At 40.2% G+C, this 18,582-nt stretch carries 17 protein-coding genes and 2 pseudogenes; 12 read left to right on the top strand and 7 right to left on the bottom strand.

Annotated elements, in window-relative coordinates; genetic code table 11:
* The first annotated feature begins 46 nt into the window (after nt 1–46).
* Together radA and fusA are read left to right on the top strand one after the other, a co-directional pair.
* Nucleotides 47–1,426 (top strand): DNA repair protein RadA, encoded by a 1,380-nt coding sequence (gene radA / locus AB6D06_RS03905; RefSeq protein ID WP_010436213.1) that lies wholly within the window; start codon nt 47–49, stop codon nt 1,424–1,426.
* A gap of 235 nt (nt 1,427–1,661) precedes the next feature.
* Nucleotides 1,662–3,749 carry an elongation factor G gene (gene fusA / locus AB6D06_RS03900; RefSeq protein WP_017058825.1) on the top strand — a complete coding sequence of 696 codons (2,088 nt, stop codon included), beginning with the start codon at nt 1,662–1,664 and terminating at the stop codon, nt 3,747–3,749.
* Nucleotides 3,750–3,964: 215 nt separating this feature from the next.
* On the opposite strand, the gene AB6D06_RS03895 is transcribed toward fusA, so the two are convergent.
* Nucleotides 3,965–4,177, bottom strand: a complete 213-nt coding sequence (locus AB6D06_RS03895) for a VF530 family DNA-binding protein (protein WP_012604684.1) — start codon at nt 4,175–4,177, stop codon at nt 3,965–3,967.
* Between the two features lie 45 nt (nt 4,178–4,222).
* Complete coding sequence (locus tag AB6D06_RS03890) at nt 4,223–5,173, bottom strand: LysR substrate-binding domain-containing protein (RefSeq protein WP_372109938.1); 951 nt, start codon at nt 5,171–5,173, stop codon at nt 4,223–4,225.
* A 103-nt stretch (nt 5,174–5,276) separates the two neighbouring features.
* Here AB6D06_RS03890 and AB6D06_RS03885 point away from each other — a divergent pair, with 103 nt between their 5' ends.
* A complete protein-coding gene (locus AB6D06_RS03885; protein ID WP_102331947.1) occupies nt 5,277–5,483 on the top strand; it encodes a DUF1127 domain-containing protein in 207 nt (68 codons plus the stop codon).
* A gap of 100 nt (nt 5,484–5,583) precedes the next feature.
* On the opposite strand, the pseudogene AB6D06_RS03880 reads toward AB6D06_RS03885, so the two are convergent.
* From AB6D06_RS03880 to AB6D06_RS03860, 5 genes and pseudogenes are all read right to left on the bottom strand, one after another.
* Nucleotides 5,584–6,489 (bottom strand): annotated as a pseudogene (locus tag AB6D06_RS03880) (LysR substrate-binding domain-containing protein).
* Between the two features lie 338 nt (nt 6,490–6,827).
* The gene (locus tag AB6D06_RS03875) at nt 6,828–8,516 is read right to left on the bottom strand and encodes an AMP-binding protein (protein WP_017060826.1); all 1,689 of its coding nucleotides are present in this window, start codon (nt 8,514–8,516) and stop codon (nt 6,828–6,830) included.
* 93 nt (nt 8,517–8,609) lie between these two features.
* Nucleotides 8,610–8,753 (bottom strand): annotated as a pseudogene (locus AB6D06_RS03870) (helix-turn-helix domain-containing protein); the annotation flags it as partial.
* Between the two features lie 136 nt (nt 8,754–8,889).
* Nucleotides 8,890–9,576, bottom strand: a complete 687-nt coding sequence (locus AB6D06_RS03865) for a transglycosylase SLT domain-containing protein (RefSeq protein WP_157939983.1) — start codon at nt 9,574–9,576, stop codon at nt 8,890–8,892.
* A 101-nt stretch (nt 9,577–9,677) separates the two neighbouring features.
* A complete protein-coding gene (locus AB6D06_RS03860) occupies nt 9,678–10,544 on the bottom strand; it encodes a LysR family transcriptional regulator (protein WP_017060824.1) in 867 nt (288 codons plus the stop codon).
* A 321-nt stretch (nt 10,545–10,865) separates the two neighbouring features.
* Here AB6D06_RS03860 and AB6D06_RS03855 point away from each other — a divergent pair, with 321 nt between their 5' ends.
* The 9 genes from AB6D06_RS03855 (at nt 10,866) to AB6D06_RS03815 (ending at nt 18,575) form a co-directional block, all read left to right on the top strand.
* Nucleotides 10,866–11,075 carry a Flp family type IVb pilin gene (locus AB6D06_RS03855; protein WP_017060823.1) on the top strand — a complete coding sequence of 70 codons (210 nt, stop codon included), beginning with the start codon at nt 10,866–10,868 and terminating at the stop codon, nt 11,073–11,075.
* 103 nt (nt 11,076–11,178) lie between these two features.
* Entirely contained in the window at nt 11,179–11,661 is a 483-nt protein-coding gene (locus tag AB6D06_RS03850) for a prepilin peptidase (protein WP_372099627.1), read from the top strand.
* A complete protein-coding gene (locus AB6D06_RS03845; RefSeq protein WP_017060821.1) occupies nt 11,658–12,488 on the top strand; it encodes a hypothetical protein in 831 nt (276 codons plus the stop codon). Before AB6D06_RS03850 ends, AB6D06_RS03845 begins: the two co-directional genes overlap by 4 nt.
* A gap of 38 nt (nt 12,489–12,526) precedes the next feature.
* The gene (locus AB6D06_RS03840) at nt 12,527–13,843 is read left to right on the top strand and encodes a type II and III secretion system protein family protein (protein ID WP_372057959.1); all 1,317 of its coding nucleotides are present in this window, start codon (nt 12,527–12,529) and stop codon (nt 13,841–13,843) included.
* Nucleotides 13,840–14,316: a hypothetical protein gene (locus tag AB6D06_RS03835; RefSeq protein WP_017060819.1), complete on the top strand. Its 477-nt coding sequence runs from the start codon at nt 13,840–13,842 to the stop codon at nt 14,314–14,316. The genes AB6D06_RS03840 and AB6D06_RS03835 overlap by 4 nt, the downstream gene beginning before the upstream one ends.
* Entirely contained in the window at nt 14,316–15,557 is a 1,242-nt protein-coding gene (locus AB6D06_RS03830; RefSeq protein WP_017060818.1) for a hypothetical protein, read from the top strand. Before AB6D06_RS03835 ends, AB6D06_RS03830 begins: the two co-directional genes overlap by 1 nt.
* On the top strand, nt 15,554–16,831 hold the full coding sequence (locus AB6D06_RS03825; RefSeq protein ID WP_102428928.1) for a CpaF family protein: 1,278 nt from the start codon (nt 15,554–15,556) through the stop codon (nt 16,829–16,831). The genes AB6D06_RS03830 and AB6D06_RS03825 overlap by 4 nt, the downstream gene beginning before the upstream one ends.
* Nucleotides 16,831–17,739, top strand: coding sequence for a type II secretion system F family protein (locus tag AB6D06_RS03820; RefSeq protein WP_198599063.1), 909 nt, complete (start codon nt 16,831–16,833; stop codon nt 17,737–17,739). Before AB6D06_RS03825 ends, AB6D06_RS03820 begins: the two co-directional genes overlap by 1 nt.
* Nucleotides 17,736–18,575, top strand: coding sequence for a type II secretion system F family protein (locus AB6D06_RS03815; RefSeq protein ID WP_017060815.1), 840 nt, complete (start codon nt 17,736–17,738; stop codon nt 18,573–18,575). Before AB6D06_RS03820 ends, AB6D06_RS03815 begins: the two co-directional genes overlap by 4 nt.
* Nucleotides 18,576–18,582: the final 7 nt, after the last annotated feature.

Below are 18,582 nucleotides of genomic sequence, written 5' to 3'. Positions count from 1 at the left end.
CAAAATAGTAACATTTACCAGTTACCAAGCAAATTATTGAGGTTTTATGGCTAAGGCAAAACGAGCTTATGTGTGTAATGACTGTGGCGCTGACTTTCCACGTTGGCAAGGGCAGTGCAACGCATGTGGTGCTTGGAACACGATTACAGAAGTTAGGTTAGCCGCTTCACCTCAGGTAGCGCGCAATGAAAGATTATCTGGTTATGCTGGTTCTGTAACAGAATCGAGCGTTCAGACATTATCTGAAATTAATCTACAAGAAGTGCCACGTTTTAGCAGTGGTTTCAAAGAACTCGATCGCGTACTCGGTGGTGGTGTTGTTCCTGGCGCTGCGATCCTGATTGGTGGTAACCCTGGGGCAGGTAAATCAACGCTGTTATTGCAGACCATGTGTCAGCTCTCTTCTCAATTACCGACACTTTATGTAACCGGCGAAGAATCCCTACAGCAGGTTGCAATGCGCGCTTCTAGACTTGGGTTGCCAAAAGAGCACCTAAAGATGCTCTCTGAGACCAACGTTGATAAGATCTGCCAGGTTGCTGAAAAAGAACAGCCAAAGATCATGGTCATCGACTCAATCCAAGTTATGCATGTAGCTGATGTTCAATCTTCACCGGGCAGTGTTGCCCAGGTTCGTGAGTCGGCAACGGCGTTAACGCGATACGCGAAGCAGAATAACGTTGCTGTGTTCTTAGTTGGACACGTAACTAAAGACGGCACCTTAGCAGGGCCAAAAGTACTTGAGCACATTATTGACTGTTCTGTTTTATTAGATGGCGGAACCGATAGTCGATTCAGAACTCTGCGTAGTCACAAAAACCGTTTTGGTGCGGTCAATGAGTTGGGTGTGTTTGCAATGACAGGCCAAGGCCTTAAAGAAGTCAGTAATCCATCGGCTATTTTCCTATCTCGAGGCGAAGAAGAAACGTCAGGTAGTTCTGTTATGGTGGTATGGGAAGGGACACGTCCACTTCTTGTTGAAATCCAGGCACTGGTGGATTATTCCCAGCTGGCAAATCCGCGCCGTGTTGCAGTTGGTTTAGAACAAAACAGACTTTCGTTGTTATTAGCGGTGCTGCATAAACACGGGGGCTTACAAATGGCTGACCAAGATGTGTTTGTGAATGTCGTCGGTGGTGTTAAAGTAACCGAAACCAGTGCTGATCTTGCTTTAGTGATGGCATTACTTTCGAGTTTCAGAGACCGCGCATTGCCAAAAGATGTGGTGGTATTTGGCGAGGTAGGCTTAGCGGGTGAGATTCGACCGGTACCAAGTGGGCAAGAACGTCTTAATGAAGCCTTTAAACACGGTTTCAAGAAAGCGATTGTACCGGCAGCGAACATGCCGAAAGGTGGCATTCCAGGAATGCAGATCCACGGTGTGAAAAAATTATCAGAAGCAATTAATGCTTTTGATGAGTTGTAATTGAGCTCACTTCAGCTACTCTATACAGCAGAAATTCAGTCTAACTTAAAACGCCAATTGCGCTTTAGATTAGCACTAAACTAAACAATCATTTAGATTGTTTCTACAGATTGCCTTTTTCTATATGTTAGAAAAAGGCAAAGTTTTTTAGTCCCAAATGCATGCAAAGCTATCAGTCTTCACAGATTGTGATATACTCTGCGCGCATTTTATATCCTATTAACAGAGTAAGACAATGGCAGATTTATCGAAATACAGAAACATTGGTATTTTCGCGCACGTTGATGCGGGTAAAACAACTACCACTGAGCGTATCCTTAAGCTAACTGGTCAAATCCACAAGACTGGTGAAGTACATGATGGCGAATCAACGACTGACTTCATGGAACAGGAAGCTGAGCGCGGTATTACTATCCAATCAGCAGCTGTAAGCTGTTTTTGGAACGATCACCGTCTAAACGTTATCGATACTCCTGGACACGTTGACTTCACAGTTGAAGTATACCGTTCTCTTAAAGTTCTTGATGGCGGTATCGGTGTATTCTGTGGTTCTGGTGGTGTTGAACCTCAATCAGAAACTAACTGGCGCTACGCTAACGAATCAGAAGTATCTCGTCTGATCTTCGTTAACAAACTAGACCGTATGGGTGCAGACTTCTACAACGTTGTTGACCAAGTTAAAAACGTTCTAGGTGCAACTCCTCTAGTAATGGTTCTACCAATCGGCCGTGAAGACGAGTTCGTTGGTGTTGTAGACCTACTAAGCCGTAAAGCATACGTTTGGGATGACACTGGTCTTCCTGAAAACTACGAAATCAAAGATGTTCCAGCGGACATGGTTGATGACGTTGAGCAATACCGTGAAGAGCTAATCGAAACTGCTGTAGAGCAAGACGATGACCTAATGGAAGCTTACATGGAAGGTGAAGAGCCTTCTATTGAAGACGTTAAGCGTTGTATCCGTAAAGGTACTCGTGATATCGCATTCTTCCCAACGTTCTGTGGTTCTGCGTTCAAGAACAAAGGTATGCAACTTATCCTTGATGCTGTAGTAGATTACCTACCAGCACCAACTGAAGTTGACCCTCAGCCTCTAATGGATGAGAACGGTGAAGAAACTGGCGAACACGCTATCGTTTCTACAGATGAGACTTTCAAAGCGCTTGCATTCAAAATCATGGATGACCGCTTCGGTGCTCTAACTTTCGTTCGTATTTACTCTGGTAAACTGAACAAAGGTGACACGATTCTTAACTCATTCACTGGCAAGACTGAACGTGTTGGCCGTATGGTTGAGATGCAAGCTGATGACCGTAACGAACTAACTAGCGCACAAGCTGGTGACATCATTGCGATCGTTGGTATGAAGAACGTGCAAACTGGTCACACTCTATGTGATCCTAAGCACCAAGTAACGCTTGAGCCAATGGTATTCCCAACTCCAGTAATCTCAATCGCTGTATCTCCAAAAGATAAAGGCGGTTCTGAGAAAATGGGTATCGCTATCGGTAAAATGGTTGCAGAAGATCCATCTTTCCAAGTTGAGACTGACGAAGAGACTGGCGAAACTATCCTGAAAGGTATGGGTGAACTTCACCTAGACATCAAGGTAGATATCCTTAAGCGTACATACGGCGTTGACCTAACTGTAGGTGCTCCTCAAGTTGCTTACCGTGAAACTATCACTCAAGCAATTGAAGATAGCTACACGCACAAGAAGCAATCTGGTGGTTCTGGTCAATTCGGTAAGATCGATTACCGTATCAAACCAGGCGAAGCAGGTTCTGGCTTCAAGTTCAACTCTGTAGTTGTGGGCGGTAACGTTCCTAAAGAATTCTGGCCTGCAGTTGAGAAAGGCTTCGCATCTATGATGGAAAACGGCGTACTAGCTGGCTTCCCAACTCTAGACGTTGAAGTTGAACTTTTCGATGGTGGTTTCCACGCAGTCGATTCATCTGCTATCGCATTTGAAATCGCAGCGAAAGGCGCATTCCGTCAATCTATGCCTAAAGCTGGCGCGCAACTTCTTGAGCCAATCATGAACGTTGACGTGTTCACTCCAGACGATCACGTTGGTGATGTTATCGGTGACCTTAACCGTCGTCGTGGCATGATCAAAGATCAACAAGCTGGCGTTACTGGTGTTCGTATTAAAGCTGACGTACCTCTTTCTGAGATGTTCGGCTACATCGGTCACCTACGTACTATCACTTCTGGTCGTGGCCAATTCTCTATGGAATTCGCACAATACGCACCATGTCCAACTAACGTTGCTGACGAAGTGATTGCAAAAGTTAAAGCAGAAAAAGAAGCTGGTAAGTAATTAGCCCTTTTCTCAATTAGCTAAAAAAGCCCCGCAAGTGAAAGCTTGCGGGGCTTTTTATTGCTTGTAACATACTGCGAGATGCGAGATGCGAGATGCGAGATGCGAGATGCGAGATGCGAGATGCGAGATGTGATATTGATATGGCCCCTAAAAAGTAGACACAGGGGTTGTCCCGTATTTAATCAACACGGGACAGATAAAGTAGGGAGAGATTAACGCTTTAAGTCGATGTAAATCTGCTCTACCTTGGTACGAGCCCAATCTGTTTTACGCAAAAACTTTAAGCTCGATTTAATGCTTGGGTCTTTTTTAAAGCAGTTGATGTTCACCATGTAACTCAACTCTTCCCAACCGTAATGTTCAACCAATTCAGTCAGTAGCTTCTGTAGAGTGATACCGTGAAGTGGATTATTGTCTTGTGTCATGAGATGTTCTCGCCATTTATTTGAGCTCAGTATACCAGTTTCGCTTTATGAATTATCAGACCATTTAAGTTCGTAATCGGTGTGGATAATCGACAGCTCTTCTCTACCAGTGTCACCAAACAATTTAACTTGAGCCTGCATCCATTCTTCGAAGCGTTTTATCTTTTCTCGATGGAAGTAACCTGGAGGCGCGCATAAAAAGTAATTGTATTTAGGCTTCAGCGCGATATTACCGATTCGGACGAGTTTCTTTTCCTGCAAATAGCGATACACCAAGCTGTGCTTAACCAAGGCAACGCCCTGAACGGATAATGCACCCTCTAAAACAAAATGTGAGCCATCAAATTGCAATGATGAACGTCCTGCCTTCGCCCCAGCAACGTCTAACCATAGATTCCAATCCATATCAGGCCAACGGTCTTCAATTAACTCTGCTTTATGCAGATCGCTGATGTCATAGATTCCATATTTGTCTTGATAGATAGGATGGCAGACAGGGTAAACCACTTCGTCCATCAACCAACGTGATTCAATGTTTGGGTAGTTACCATGACCATATCGAACACAGACATCGACAGCCGAGTCTTCAAAGGTAACCAGTTTGTTGGTCGGTTCTATTAACATCGATAAATCTGGATGACAGTCGCGGAAGTCGCCAATTCTAGGTACTAACCAATGTTGTGCAAAAGAGGGCACGGTCGAAATCGACAATTGAGTGGGGTTGGGGTCTTGGTTTATTCGTCTTACTCCATCTTGAATATGAGCAAAGCCTTTCTTAGCTTGCAGGTAAAGCACTTCACCTTCATGAGTGAGTACTATTTTTCGGTGCTGACGAATAAACAGGTCTGCGCCTAACCATTCTTCAAGTTGGCGAATTTGTTGGCTGACTGCTGCAGCCGTGACAAATAGCTTTTCTGCTGCGAGCTTGAAACTGCCAGTTTCAGCCGCAGTATAAAAATAGTAGATCCCTTGGAATGGTGGCGTTCGCTCTCTCACATTAGTTTTCCTTAACTGAGTACCAGTATCTATCGTTTGTCGCTAATGCGTTACAGGTCGATTATTGACCATAAGAAAGCAAAGCGTCAATAGGAGAGCGATTATGAACACGATAACAACGACATCAAATACTCATCATTCATTCTTATCATCATTATCAGGTAAGAAATTCTATTCTAAATTTAGGATTTATCTTCAGAATCGTAGGACGAGAAAACACCTAGCAGAGCTATCGGATCATTTACTTGAAGATGTTGGTATTACCCGAGAGCAGGCTAATGAAGAGATGAAAAAATCTTTTTGGGAGTAAATAAACTTCACGCACGTAACTCTATCTATATAAAAGGAGTTACGTGAACGCGGAGTGTGATAAGTAATGCTGAGTTATCTTTGCAAAGCCAAAGCTAAAGTTAGCTCTTAGATACTTCAGACACTTCTTCATGCAACCACTCAGTAAATGCCTCAATACGTTCTTTCCTCGGCGAGCTAGGGTCAAAACATAAGTTAACTTGAACCCCAGGTGTCATGCCTATATCAAAGGGTTTCACTAGTAAGCCGCGTTCGATGAAGTCACCAGCCAAGCTGTCTGTAGCTAGGCAAACCCCGTGACCCGCCATGACTGTGGTTAGACCCATATCAAATGTGCCTACTTCTACCCATTGGACAGTACTACTTTTGATTGGAACATTTACTCGTTTGAACCACTCCTCCCAAAGATAGTGCCCCCCTTTAAATTGGATCAGCCAACACTTTAGAAGCTGTTCTGGTGACGAAAACTTCAAAGAGTTAGCAAGAGCAGGTGAGCAAAAGGGATATAAAGGTTCATTGATTAGGACTTCAAGCGATAGACCTTGCTCAACAGGGAGATCCTCACCTTGAAGAATCGCGACGTCAATCTCATCATATTTTAGTTTAGGAGTATCATTCTCGGTGAGGAGTTTGATTGGTATTTCGGGGTGTTTGACTGAAAACTTCCACAACCGAGGTAATAGCCAACGCGATGCAAAAGATGGCAGACTTCGAACCACGATAACGCCTTGTAAGGGTTCAGACTGGATCTTGTTCAACCCGACAACAAGCTCTTTAAATCCATCTGACACATGTTGGAAGAGAGTCCGACCCTCTTTAGTCAATGCCATTTCACGCCCTTTCCTAATGAACAGCTTGCACTCTAGTTGTTCCTCTAACTGACGGATCTTTTGGCTGACAGCAGCTTGGCTAACAAAGAGCTCTTCTGCTGCCTTGCTGTAGCTACTCAAGCGAGCTGCGACTTCGAAGTAACGAAGTCAGGAAAGGTGGCGTAGTCTATTATCCATAACGTCTTCTTATAGTTCTTGTTAGAAATGGTTGTTCGCTTATCGAACAGGTTGTTTTCATAATAGCGATAAATAAACAGGGAATACAAGAGAGAGAACATGAAAGCAATAACCTGCTGGGTCGGTATATTTGTTACTCAGGTACTTAAAATCAATGATAATACTAAGGTGAGGAAGCCGACTAAATCTAGACAAGTTGTTTGCTTGGAATCGTTAAGTCATCGAATGAGAAAGGATGTCGGCTTAGATTACGAGAGTAGTGATGCTGCGGATTATACTAAGTACTTATAATGTGAGCTTACAAAAAAGGAGCCATAATGGCTCCCTCTCGATTTTAATTATTCTTCCCAAACCACCAATTTATCTTTCGGCCAGTTATGACCAACTTCATGGTATTTCTGCTCAAGGATATGTCGCTTGATTTTGAGAGTTGGTGTTAACACGCCATTCTCAATGCTCCATGGTTCCTTAATCATCAATACACCTTTGATCTTCTCGTGTGAACCGAGCTGCTCGTTCATTTTCTCGATAACGCGCTTTGTCGTTTTCTCATAGCGAGCTCTATCGAAATTAGGGAAGTCATGCGGTACCACAAGTAGGATTGGTCCTGGTAGGCCTAGACCTATCAAACACATCATTTCTACGCGGCTGTACTCAAACAGTTTGTTTTCGATTGGTACAGGGGCAACAAACTTACCTTTAGCGGTTTTAAAGGTATCTTTCTTACGCCCACGAATCGTTAGGTAGCCTTCGCTATCGATATCACCGATATCACCAGTATGTAGCCAACCATCCGAGTTAAAAGACTCTTGGGTTGCAATATCATTCTTGTAGTAACCAGAGAATAAGCCTTTGCCTCGAACTAGAATCTCTTCATCTTCAGCTATTTTGAGTTCGATACCCGGGCCTGCATTACCAACCGTACCAATCTTGTCAGCTCTGAATGGGTAGTTGAGCGTGCTGTAGGCGAAAGACTCTGTCATGCCCCATGCCTCGGTAATGTGCAGGCCAACACTCTCATACCATGCGAGTAGAGCAGGTGATACCGGTGCAGAACCACATCCGAGAACGCGAGCTTGGTCTAACCCTAAACCATCAGCAAGCTTTTTCTTAATGATGTTGTTGATAAACGGAATCTTCAGTAAGAAGTTCAGTTTCTTCTGTGGCAATTTGTCTTGGATTCGCTGCTGGAACAGAGTCCATAAGCGAGGAACCGAAATAAACAGTGTAGGGCGATGCATTTTCACATCATCAATAAAGGTGTCTAAAGATTCAGGGAAAGCCGTAACCACGCCTCCCATTACTGAAGAACCAAAGATGTAAACGCGTTCTGTAATATGAGCAAGCGGTAGATAAGAAAACAGGCGGTCGCCAGGTTGGATCCCAATATGGTCAATCAACCTTTGAACAGACCAAGTAAACGCGCCGTAGGTGAGCATTGCGCCTTTTGGTAACCCTGATGTACCCGATGTATAAACAAGTGACATCAGCTTATCGTCGTGATGCTGAGGACGTTTGGTTGATGGTTCATGTGTCTCAATGAGCTGCTCGAAAGTGTGTTGGCACTTCGCTGCGCTGTCGTATGGCAGTGAAATACTCACCAAGCTCGGATTGTCATCAAGTACTTTTTGAGTGGCTTTAGGATCGTCAAGCTTACCCGCAATCACAATTTTACTTTCACTATGCTCGATACAGTACTGAATGGTATCTGCCCCCGCTGTTGGAAAGATTGGGACGCTGACAAAATCTCCTAACATCATGGCAAGATCGCAGATGAACCACTCTGCACAGTTTTTCGATACGAGAGCGACTCGATCGCCAGGTTGGGCTCCGAGTCCTTCTAATGCTGACGCCAGTTTCAGAGCTTTGTCGGCTACTTCTTTATAAGTAAACTCGACAAATTGGCGGTTAATAATCTGTTTCAAATAGACTTCATCTGGGCGTTCTTCTGCCCATTTTAAAATCATGTCATTGGGTGTAGGGAGAGCTGTTGCTTGTTCTTGGCTAAACTCGTTAGGCTGAATCATTGTCTAACTCCATGTTTTTCGCTAAGTTATTTTTGGTTATTTTTGTTAAAATCATGTTAAATGTACCATGATTTTTTCTTTTAGGGAGTAAAATTAGCGTTTTCTGTTATCTGTGCAGGCACGTCTGTAGCTTGCAGGGGTTACGCCCGTCCTTTTCTTAAAAATTCTTGAAAAATACGACACATCCTTGTAGCCACATTGATAAGAAATTACAGCTATTTTTGATTCGGTATCCGCTACGTGTAAGTCCACGGTTTATTATAAGATATTATCGAAACAACCCTGCCACTGTATTCAATTACCAGAGCTGTTATCAATTCAAATTTTAGGTTAGAAATTTAATGATCGCCATCGCCATATAAGAATATATGCATCAGTTGAGCAAGGCTTGGTATTGCTTGTTTAGTTTGTACACTTTTGCTACGTAAGTTCTTGTTTCTGCAATACGTAATTGTGTTGTTAGCATTGTATATAACTCATCAACTGATAACTTATTGATATTTTTGGAGAATGAACTGATGTCTTTATCACCGAAGGAGTATTTCATTAGATTAGATAAGCCACAGTTATAGGAAGCAATTGCTAGTAGTCTTCTCGCGCTAGAGGAGCGAATGTTGTTGAGATACTTCGTCTCCAAGAGATGCAAATAAGCGGTCCCTACATCAATATTGAATTCAGGGATAAAGAGATCTTGTGCTCTGATAGGTCTATTGTCATAAAGTTCGCGTGAAACTTCAGCAGCCCCACCATTAACAAGAATTTGCATTAATCCAATAGCAGAGGCGTGGGAAACAGCATTTGGGTCGAAGAAACTTTCGGCGTGTATCATAGCAACGATTAATGATGATGGAATTTCCCACTTTGTTGCAGAACGCTCAATGTGAGTTTGATATATTGTATATTTATTGCTGACGCTGTCAGTGATTTTATGGGATAGAAGTACGGGTGGATCGGTCTTGGAAGCTCGTATTTCGTGTATTCTTTTGCTTTTCGGAACCACAATTCGCTGCAATCTTTGATTTTCTTGCAGTTCTTCATAAGAGTTTATCGAGTCTCTCATATAAGTCACTTTCGCTGAGACCTCACTATTAAAACTAATTAATATCAATGAAGCTGAAAGACAGAGATACTTCATATTTTAATAGAGCTGTTGTTCATGTTTCATAGGTGATAGGTACTTCTTAGTCTGTTATGAATCCACTGATGATATTTTCCAAACTCACTGTGCAATGGCCAGATCATGGACGCATATATTTGCTTACCAAACAATTGAGTATCACTGGGTATTTTTATTAATTTGTTCATTACTGTTTTGGTTTCAATGATATGCTGTGGAAGAAGGGCTATCCCTTTCCCTGCGCTACAGAGTTCAAGGATAGTACTAATATCATCCAATACCCAAATGTTATGGCTTGAAATGATGGAATAATCAATAATATCTTTATATCCATCAAGCAATAACAATCGATTGTTTTTTGAATTGAATTTTGAGTTTTGAACGACTTCTTTACTCGCCACCCAAATGCAATTAACTAAAAATAATTCTTCTATATTAAAGTTATAGATGGTTTTGTGATAGGGGTTTCCTATCGCGATATCAATTTTCTTACGATTGATATAATCACCTAAAATATAGCTTGGTTTTGTTACAACGTTTATCTCAACTTCTGGAAACTCCTCAGAAAATTCAATAAGAGCATTTCTTACATTTGAATTTAGCATTAGTAGGTCAATACCTACTTTTATTTTTGTTAAATTTGAATTTGATAGATTTTTAGCAATGTTACTTAACTCTTTGTGTTTGCTTATTATTGGTGTGGTTAGCGCATATATTTTTTTTCCTTTATCGGTTAATGATACGGTGTGACCACCTCTATCAAAAAGAAAATATCCTAAATCTTGTTCTAGATTTTTTATCGCTCCACTTATCGTTGATTGCGATTTACCTAGTTTCCTCGCAGCACAACTGAACGAACCTTCAGAGGCAACAGTATGAAATGAGATTAAATTGTCTAAAGTGAGCCTCATATCTCCCTCCTACAGGCTTTGCACCGTAAGTATTAGGCTAATACTAATAATCTGAATTGGCACTATTTGAATTTAAAGTGTGATGTAGATCACATTTTAACTTTGGGTGCAATGAACTTAATTTTCAAGAATAAATATTAATTTAGAAGCTAAATCCCTTAAAATTAATTAGATAGGTAATATGAAAAAATAACCACTTTTAAATCGCGTGTATTTTTGGTTTTGATATCGGGGAAACCGATAGTAACCGAATGTGAGAAAGTGATCTGATTACTAAGATCTAATTGCTTTGCACTAGAAGCATGAAAAAAGGATGGCATCATGATTACTAAACTTTACGTAAATATGCTCAATTATTTGAATAAACTTAAAAATGATGAAAAAGGCGTTACCGCGATTGAATATGGGTTAATCGCTGTTGCAATGGCAACCATGTTAATCGCAGTTTTTTATACAGATGCGACTAGTTTTGTAGACACTTTGGAAACGTCGTTTGCAACTATTAAAACAAATCTTAGCCTTGGCGACTAATTTTAGGTTTGATTAGCTACCTAATATTACCGAAATTTGACATTAGGTAGCTAATAACTTCATTTGATAAAGTGTTACTTGTAAATTTTTATGAGAGTAAATTATGTTATATATATCCGCATTTATTACTCTTATTTTCTTTAGTTTGATAATATGTTTTAAAGATATAACGGAGAGAGAAATACCTAATTTATATGTCGTAATTATTGCGATAGCTTCTTTTACTTTAGGGTTTACGACCTCAGATTTTAGTAAGATATTGATTGTTTTTGTTTTAGGTGTCGTTCTTATTAGTTTTTGGTTAGCAAATTTTATTGGTGGGGGCGATGTTAAGCTTATTTTGGCTTTCTCTTTAGCGATACCAGCGAACGATATTTTTGTAGCCACTATATTGGTGATTTTGATTGGTGGAGTTATTTCTGTTACTTATCTACTACTTCATTTTTGTGGGAAATATGGTTCCAATATTTGGGATGGATTAAGCACTTTAAAACCGACGAATGAAGGTATTCCATATGGCGTTGCGATCTGTAGTGGTTTTGCTCTGGTCATTTTCAAAAATGTTGTAACAGGAGGTTTTGTATGAAAAAAAGTCTCAGTCTGTTTGTTGCTGTAGCAGCTGTTGCAATCGGCGGTTATGGAATATATCAGAACCTAAATAAGACGAGTGAACCTACGGTTGAAAAAACTGAAGAATACGTTCAGGTCTGGCGAGCAAACATCCAACTCGTTAAGGGGAAACCGATCGATGCTTCTTTGGTTAAGAGAGAGCAAATTCTTAAGAGTTTGGCCATTGGGGAAGGGATTAAGGCTGATGTAAATTTAGATTTTTCTCCAGCCACATTACTTAATAGAAATTTATCCCAAGGTGATTTGGTTTTACCCGAATACCAAAATAAAAAAGGTTCTCCTGGATATATTGATTTGCTTATATCAGAAGGTAAAGAGCCTTACCCACTATTAGTCAGCAGTACTAACCTAATATTAGATTATATAAGACCTGGAATTTATGTTGATGTGTTATCAATAAGCTCGCCGGTGGAAAATCTGTCCGGTGACCTTGATAGACGTATTGGCTTTAATGGTGTTAATGCTAATTTGCTTCTTAAGCGAGCTAAGGTGCTCGGTACGTCGAGTGGCAGCAAAGGTGATGATGGTAATCTCGATTCTACGTTTCAGCCGGCGGCATCCGCAGGTGAGGAAACCGGGCAAGCTGTTGTCATTATTGAGATTGATCCGGTAGATATTGCAAGAGTGTCGCTTGCTGAAAAAACGATGCACTTGGAGGTGTATCGCAGTAATAGCTATGAAGTTCCGATTGATGCTGACGTTAGAAATGTTATTGAAAATTATAGTGGAGTGTCGGAGTTAAGAGGTTCAAGACGTCAGACCGTTCAAGGGGGCGAACTGTAATGGGTATAACAGCAAAGATAACGAGATGGGTATTAGTGATGAATCTGCTGTTGATAAACTCAATGGTATTCGCTTCACAGCGATATATTACTCAATTTGAAGGACAGCATATCTCTCTCAATGAAACGATCACAACAGTGTTTATTAGCGCACCAGATATAGCCGATTATAATGTTATCGATGAAAAAACAATTGTCGTTTTTGCGAAAGAAGTGGGGCAAGCGCGACTCGAAATCTATGGCAAAAACAATAAATTACTATTGTCCGAGAAAATCATCGTCGATGTGGATCTGAGCCAAGTTCGTCGCCAGATTAAACTCCATTATCCAAAGCTAGACATTAAGCTAGAGTCCGTCGGAATGCAAGTTGCGGTAAGCGGTGTGGTTGATTCTAACCAGCAGCGTGATGATATATATCGGATGGTCGCAACCCTACTGGGGCGTGAGAAAGTCGCAAAGTATGAAGCGACTCGATTGCTTGAAATAGAAACCGATCTTATCGATATTCCAGAACCACAAGATATGGTTTTTGCTAGAAATATGACTTGGGATGGGATTTTAGAGCTACTTGAGGTCGCAACAGCGCAGCAGGTTAACGTCAAAATCTCGGTCGCTCAAGTAACTGAAAATTTTGCGCAGACAGTCGGTGTTGATTGGTCAAGCGTGGGGGCGGGTGTCGGAGAGTTTCTATTCCAACAGTTCGACGCTGCTGACCTTACAACTGTTATTACAGCATTGGGCAATGAAAATGTCGCGCAAATTTTAGCAGAACCAAATCTGACCGTTATTTCCGGTGAGTCCGCGAGCTTCTTAGTCGGTGGGGAAATTCCCGTAATCGTAACCACGAACAATAATATAAATATTACGTTTAAAGAGTTCGGTGTTCGTTTGAGTTTGACGGCCAATGTGATGAGCGAAGAGCGTATTCGTATGCAGTTGCTTCCCGAAGTGAGCGAAGTCGAGCGGTATATTCGAGCGGCAGGCATTGAGGTTCCACAATTGGCAACGCGTAGAGCCATGACGACGATCGAGTTGGGTGATGGTGACAGTTTCGTACTGGGCGGGCTAATGAGTAGCTCTGACTTGGAAGAGTTACAGAAAACCCCCCTACTAGGTGATATTCCAATTTTAGGCGCGGCATTTAGAAAATCTTCGACAGATAGAAGAAGAACCGAATTGTTAATTGTCGCGACAGTGAATTTGGTTCAACCAATAAAAAGTAAGAAGGTACAGCTGCCTCAAATGCATAAGACTTCTACATTTCATCGTTGGCTCAATATCGATTCTCCAGCTGAAGCAAACAGTGGTAGTGATCCTACAATTGAACTGTTATCTCAAGGAGGATTTATACAATGAAGAAATTAATTGTAATAGTGGTCATGATGTTTCTTATCTCGGGTTGCGCGGAGCGTTATCTTAATGGCAAAGGTAGTGAATACTTAGTCTACCCAGAGACTCATATCTATAAATTTAGTGTCAAATCTATTCCTGAAACCAAAGAGCAGTTAAGTAATCTTATCGCTAAAGTTAACGATATAGATCCCGGAGCCTCTTATAAGTTTGAGTATAGGAATAGAAATTCAAAAAATTTGATTGACAATGTTGTGAATGAATTTGAAAAGTTACCACTGTCTGCTGAGGCGTTCAGTGTGCATAAAAATATCGAATTAGACAAAGATCTTAAAATTACAGTGATCTACCACTCTCTATTACAGGAAAAATGTAAGTTTGCTTCTGTAGAAGGTGTTGATGTAAGCCAAAACTGTTTTGTGGAAGCGGCAAGAGTGGGGCAGGTTATTCACAAGGAAAGGCTCGTGGAGGGATTATAATGTTTGATTTAGTTAAAACAATGAAAGAGTCCGCAGCTTCGGAAGATTTGTCAGGCATTAATAATGGTCCATCTGATTGCGTATTAGTGTATCAATCGCAGGAGTGCGTTGATCTCGTAAAAGAAATGTTTCAATTTGAAGGTTGGGATGAACCACAATTTATTAAAAACACGGATGTAAATAAAAAGTTCTATGAAGAACAAAAATCAAACATTGTTTTACTGGAGTTATGTAACTCAGAAACAATGGCGGACGATGCTCAAAATTTCGCTAGTCATCTTCCTACCCGAAAAGGGCTGATCATTATAGGACAGCAGGACTCTATAGTTAAGCTTCGTGAATTAAAAGAAATGGGATTTTACTATCTATATTGGCCTATTAATAAGTTTGAATTTTCTGACTTTATACTAAATGTTCAAGCAAATTTAGAATCTTTTTCTGGTGTGAGTGAAAAGCGTAAGGCAAAGCGCGTTGCTGTTGTGGGTAGTAAAGGTGGGGTAGGTACTTCTCTGATTTCCACTGAGTTGAGTTCAATGTTATCTACGCAAAGTATTGATACAATATTAGTCGATCACCAATACAGTGACTCAAATATCGATGTGTTAATTGGTTTGGAAAATTTTCAATCTAGATTGATTGATGAATATTCTGTCCCAATTCACGAATTAGATAATGACGGAGCGTTAAGTTATTTAACGCAAGTGAGGAAAAATTTTAGACTGCTGTCATTGCAAGGAGAGCAAGACCAAAAATTCATTTATGATTATAATCAAACATTATGTGAACTATTAAATAGAAGTGCTAATTTTATTATCGAGGATTTTTCTGGAAGTATCGATTTTAAAATTACCCCGCATGCATTAATAGAAATTTATGATGTAATCATCGTTGTCCTAGAACCTTCCGTTTCATCAGTAAGAAATGCACGTACATTGCTATCAGCACTCGAACAAAATCAAGTGTCACAAAGTCGTCGAACTCGAATAATTACTCTGGCCAACCATCATAGACCAGAGAGTACATTCGTTATTGGACAAGGTGATATAACAAAATACCTTGAATCAAAAGTTGATATTGATATGCCTTATTGTAAAAGGCTGTCTCATTTAATCGTAGAAGGTAAGCGAGCTCATAAACATGAGAAAAGCATTCGTAAAACAATTGAGGACCTATCAAACTTAATAAATGGTCAATCAGTGCAAAAACATCAGGGTTGGTTAAATAGACTGGTGGCACGATGAGCACAACTAAAGAGCTATATATATCTTTTCGCACTCAGATTTTTGAAGCGCTTGATGTCGAAGCGATTCAAACCATGAATCGCAATGATTTAGAGGGACAAGTTAGAAGTGCTGTTGATGTACTTTCTAGCAATAATGAGCGTCCAGTAACGGCAATGATGCGGTCAAGTATTGTTAAAAGTATGCTAGATGAGTTATTTGGATTAGGACCTATTCAACCGCTTGTTGAAGACTTTTCGATAACTGACATACTTGTTAATGGCCCAAATGAAGTATTTTATGAAAAGTACGGTAAATTGGAACGTTCAGATATTACTTTTGTCAATGAAGACCAACTTCTTAATATTGCTAAACAGATCGCTTCTCGAGTTGGTCGCCGAGTTGATGAGCTATCCCCTACAGTGGATGCCCGACTCGAAGATGGTAGCCGAGTAAATATCGTTATTCCTCCGATTGCTTTAGATGGTACGACGATTTCTATTCGTAAGTTCCGTGAGCAAAATATCACGATGGAATCTTTGGTCGAATTTAATTCTATGTCTTTAGATATGGCAAGGGCGTTATCGATTGCTTCTCGTTGTCGGTTAAATATTTTGATTTCTGGTGGTACAGGTTCAGGTAAAACAACGTTACTCAATGCTTTATCACATTATATTAGTGATGATGAGAGGGTGATAACAATAGAAGACGCTGCTGAACTTCGGCTTCAACAGCCTAATTTAGTTCGACTTGAAACGCGAACTAAGAGTATTGAAAGTACTGGCCTAGTGACACAGAGAGATTTGGTGATTAATGCGCTTCGTATGCGACCTGATCGCATTATTCTTGGTGAGTGTCGTGGTTCAGAAGCGTTTGAGATGCTGCAGGCGATGAACACCGGTCACGAAGGGTCTATGTCTACCCTACATGCTAATACACCAAGAGATGCTATCAGCCGAGTCGAATCTATGATTATGATGGCAAACTTAAACCAGCCATTGGATGCTATTCGTAAGGCTATCGTCAGCTCAATTGAACTGGTTGTGCAAGTGAACCGTTTACGAGATGGCTCTCGAAAAGTAACAAGCATCTCAGAAATTGTCGGAATTGAAGGGGATAGTGTTGTCATGGAAGAGATATTTTCCTTCCAATATGATGAAGTCAATTATGGTGAGAATGTAAAAGGCAAGTTTGTTACAGAAGGTATCATGCAGAGATCCCACTTGGTACGAAAAGCCCATTTTTTCGGTTTATATAATGAACTGATGGAATCCTTTAAAGGGGTAGGGACATGATCATTTGGATATCTTTTATTTTATTTGGGATTGCCATATTTTTACTTTTTGATGATGAAAAATCAAAAGTGGTTAATTTTTTTCCAAAATTGAAAAAGACGCAAAAAGAAGATGATATTTCGGTGATTGATATCAGTGGACTGCTGCCTAGAGCAAGTTGGAGAAGTATTAGAAGAGACCTACATCCAACTATAGGAATATTAGGTTCAAGAGCAAAACTAATTGTTTTATTTTATGTTATTTTCAGTGTTTTTATATCCTATTATTTGATTTATCATTTTTTCTATATTCGTTCAATGTTTATTATGATTGTTTCAATCTTGTGTTTATTATTCTTCGGTTACTTTAGGCTTAAAACGGTTAGAAGAAAAACATTTCAGCGGACATTTCCTGATGCTCTGAATATATTAATGAGTGCGGTGACTGCTGGTGAAAGCCTGATGCAGGCATTTATATTCGTTGGGGGGAATATGGATGGTGAAGTTGGGCGAGAATTTAAGTTAATGGGTGACCGACTTCGTCTAGGTGAAAATTCTGAGGATGTTTTAAAGCGATCTTGTGAGGTCTTTCCCTACCCTGAATACATTTTTTTTACGATTGCAATAAGAGCCAATCTGAATCGTGGAGGCCAACTTAAGGGAGTATTAGCTAGGTTGATTAGAGTGTTAGTCGATGCTCGTGCAATGGAAAGAAAAAAAATGGCGATGACATCTGAAGCGAGGATATCAGCAAAAATAGTGGCAGCCATACCATTGTGTTTTGCAATAATGCTAAATTTTTTGAACCCAGACAATATTAAATTTATTCTCCATGATCCAGAAGGTCAATGGATACTTTATTATGTGTTAGGTAGTGAATTGTTAGGTTTATTTATAGTGTGGCTTCTTGTTAAAAGGGTGAAATTATGAATACTATTATTATACTATTTGTTTTTGCTTTTGGTTTGTATATGGCAATTAATATGTTAGTTGATTTGAAGAGAGAAAAAAGAATAGAATTTCTGCTAAGCGCAACACAAAAAAAGCATAGATCATCTAGAATTAACTCATTTATTGTCAAGTTTGGTAAAGAATACCGAGGGGAGTTAGAGCAGAAAGTTAGGGATGCTGGTATTCACAGCCCTCAACTGGCTATTTATTATTTTCCAATTAAAGTTTTATTTTTCGCGGTTCTCTTATTCTTTGTTTGGATAGCGGACATTGCTATAGAAACTAAGTTTATATTAGTGGTTGTTAGTGTGATCACAGCTGTACTCCTCCCTGACCTTATCTTAAGTTTAAAGCAAAAGGCGGTTGTCAGAAAGATTTCGATAAATCTTCCCTATTTACTAGATATGATGTCTGTTTGTGTGCAGACCGGTATGACAATAGAGGCATCTTTTGCCTATTTGTCAAAGGAACTAGAAACCTTTGATCGTGATTTATGCTATCAGATAAAAAAAACGTCAGACTTTGGCAAGATTCAGGGTATCGATAAAGCTTTATACAACTTGTCTGAACGCGTTCCTTCCCCTGAAATGTCGAGCTTTGTTTTGACTATTATTCAAAATATTCAATACGGATCTTCTATTTCCATGATCTTATCTGATTTGGCTGAGGATATGCGTAAAATGCAGTTACTTACCGTTGAGGAAAAGATGGGGAAACTCTCCGCTAAAATGAGTATACCTTTGATTTTACTTATTATGATGCCTATTGTCATCTTAATTTTAGCACCTGGAGTCGTCCAGATGGGACTTGTTTAGGAGTGAA

Source organism: Vibrio sp. 10N.239.311.G01, assembly GCF_041465805.1.
GTDB lineage: Bacteria > Pseudomonadota > Gammaproteobacteria > Enterobacterales > Vibrionaceae > Vibrio > Vibrio crassostreae_C.
The sequence above is the reverse complement of the archived record's forward strand: the minus strand, read 5'-3'. Positions and strand labels throughout refer to the sequence as shown.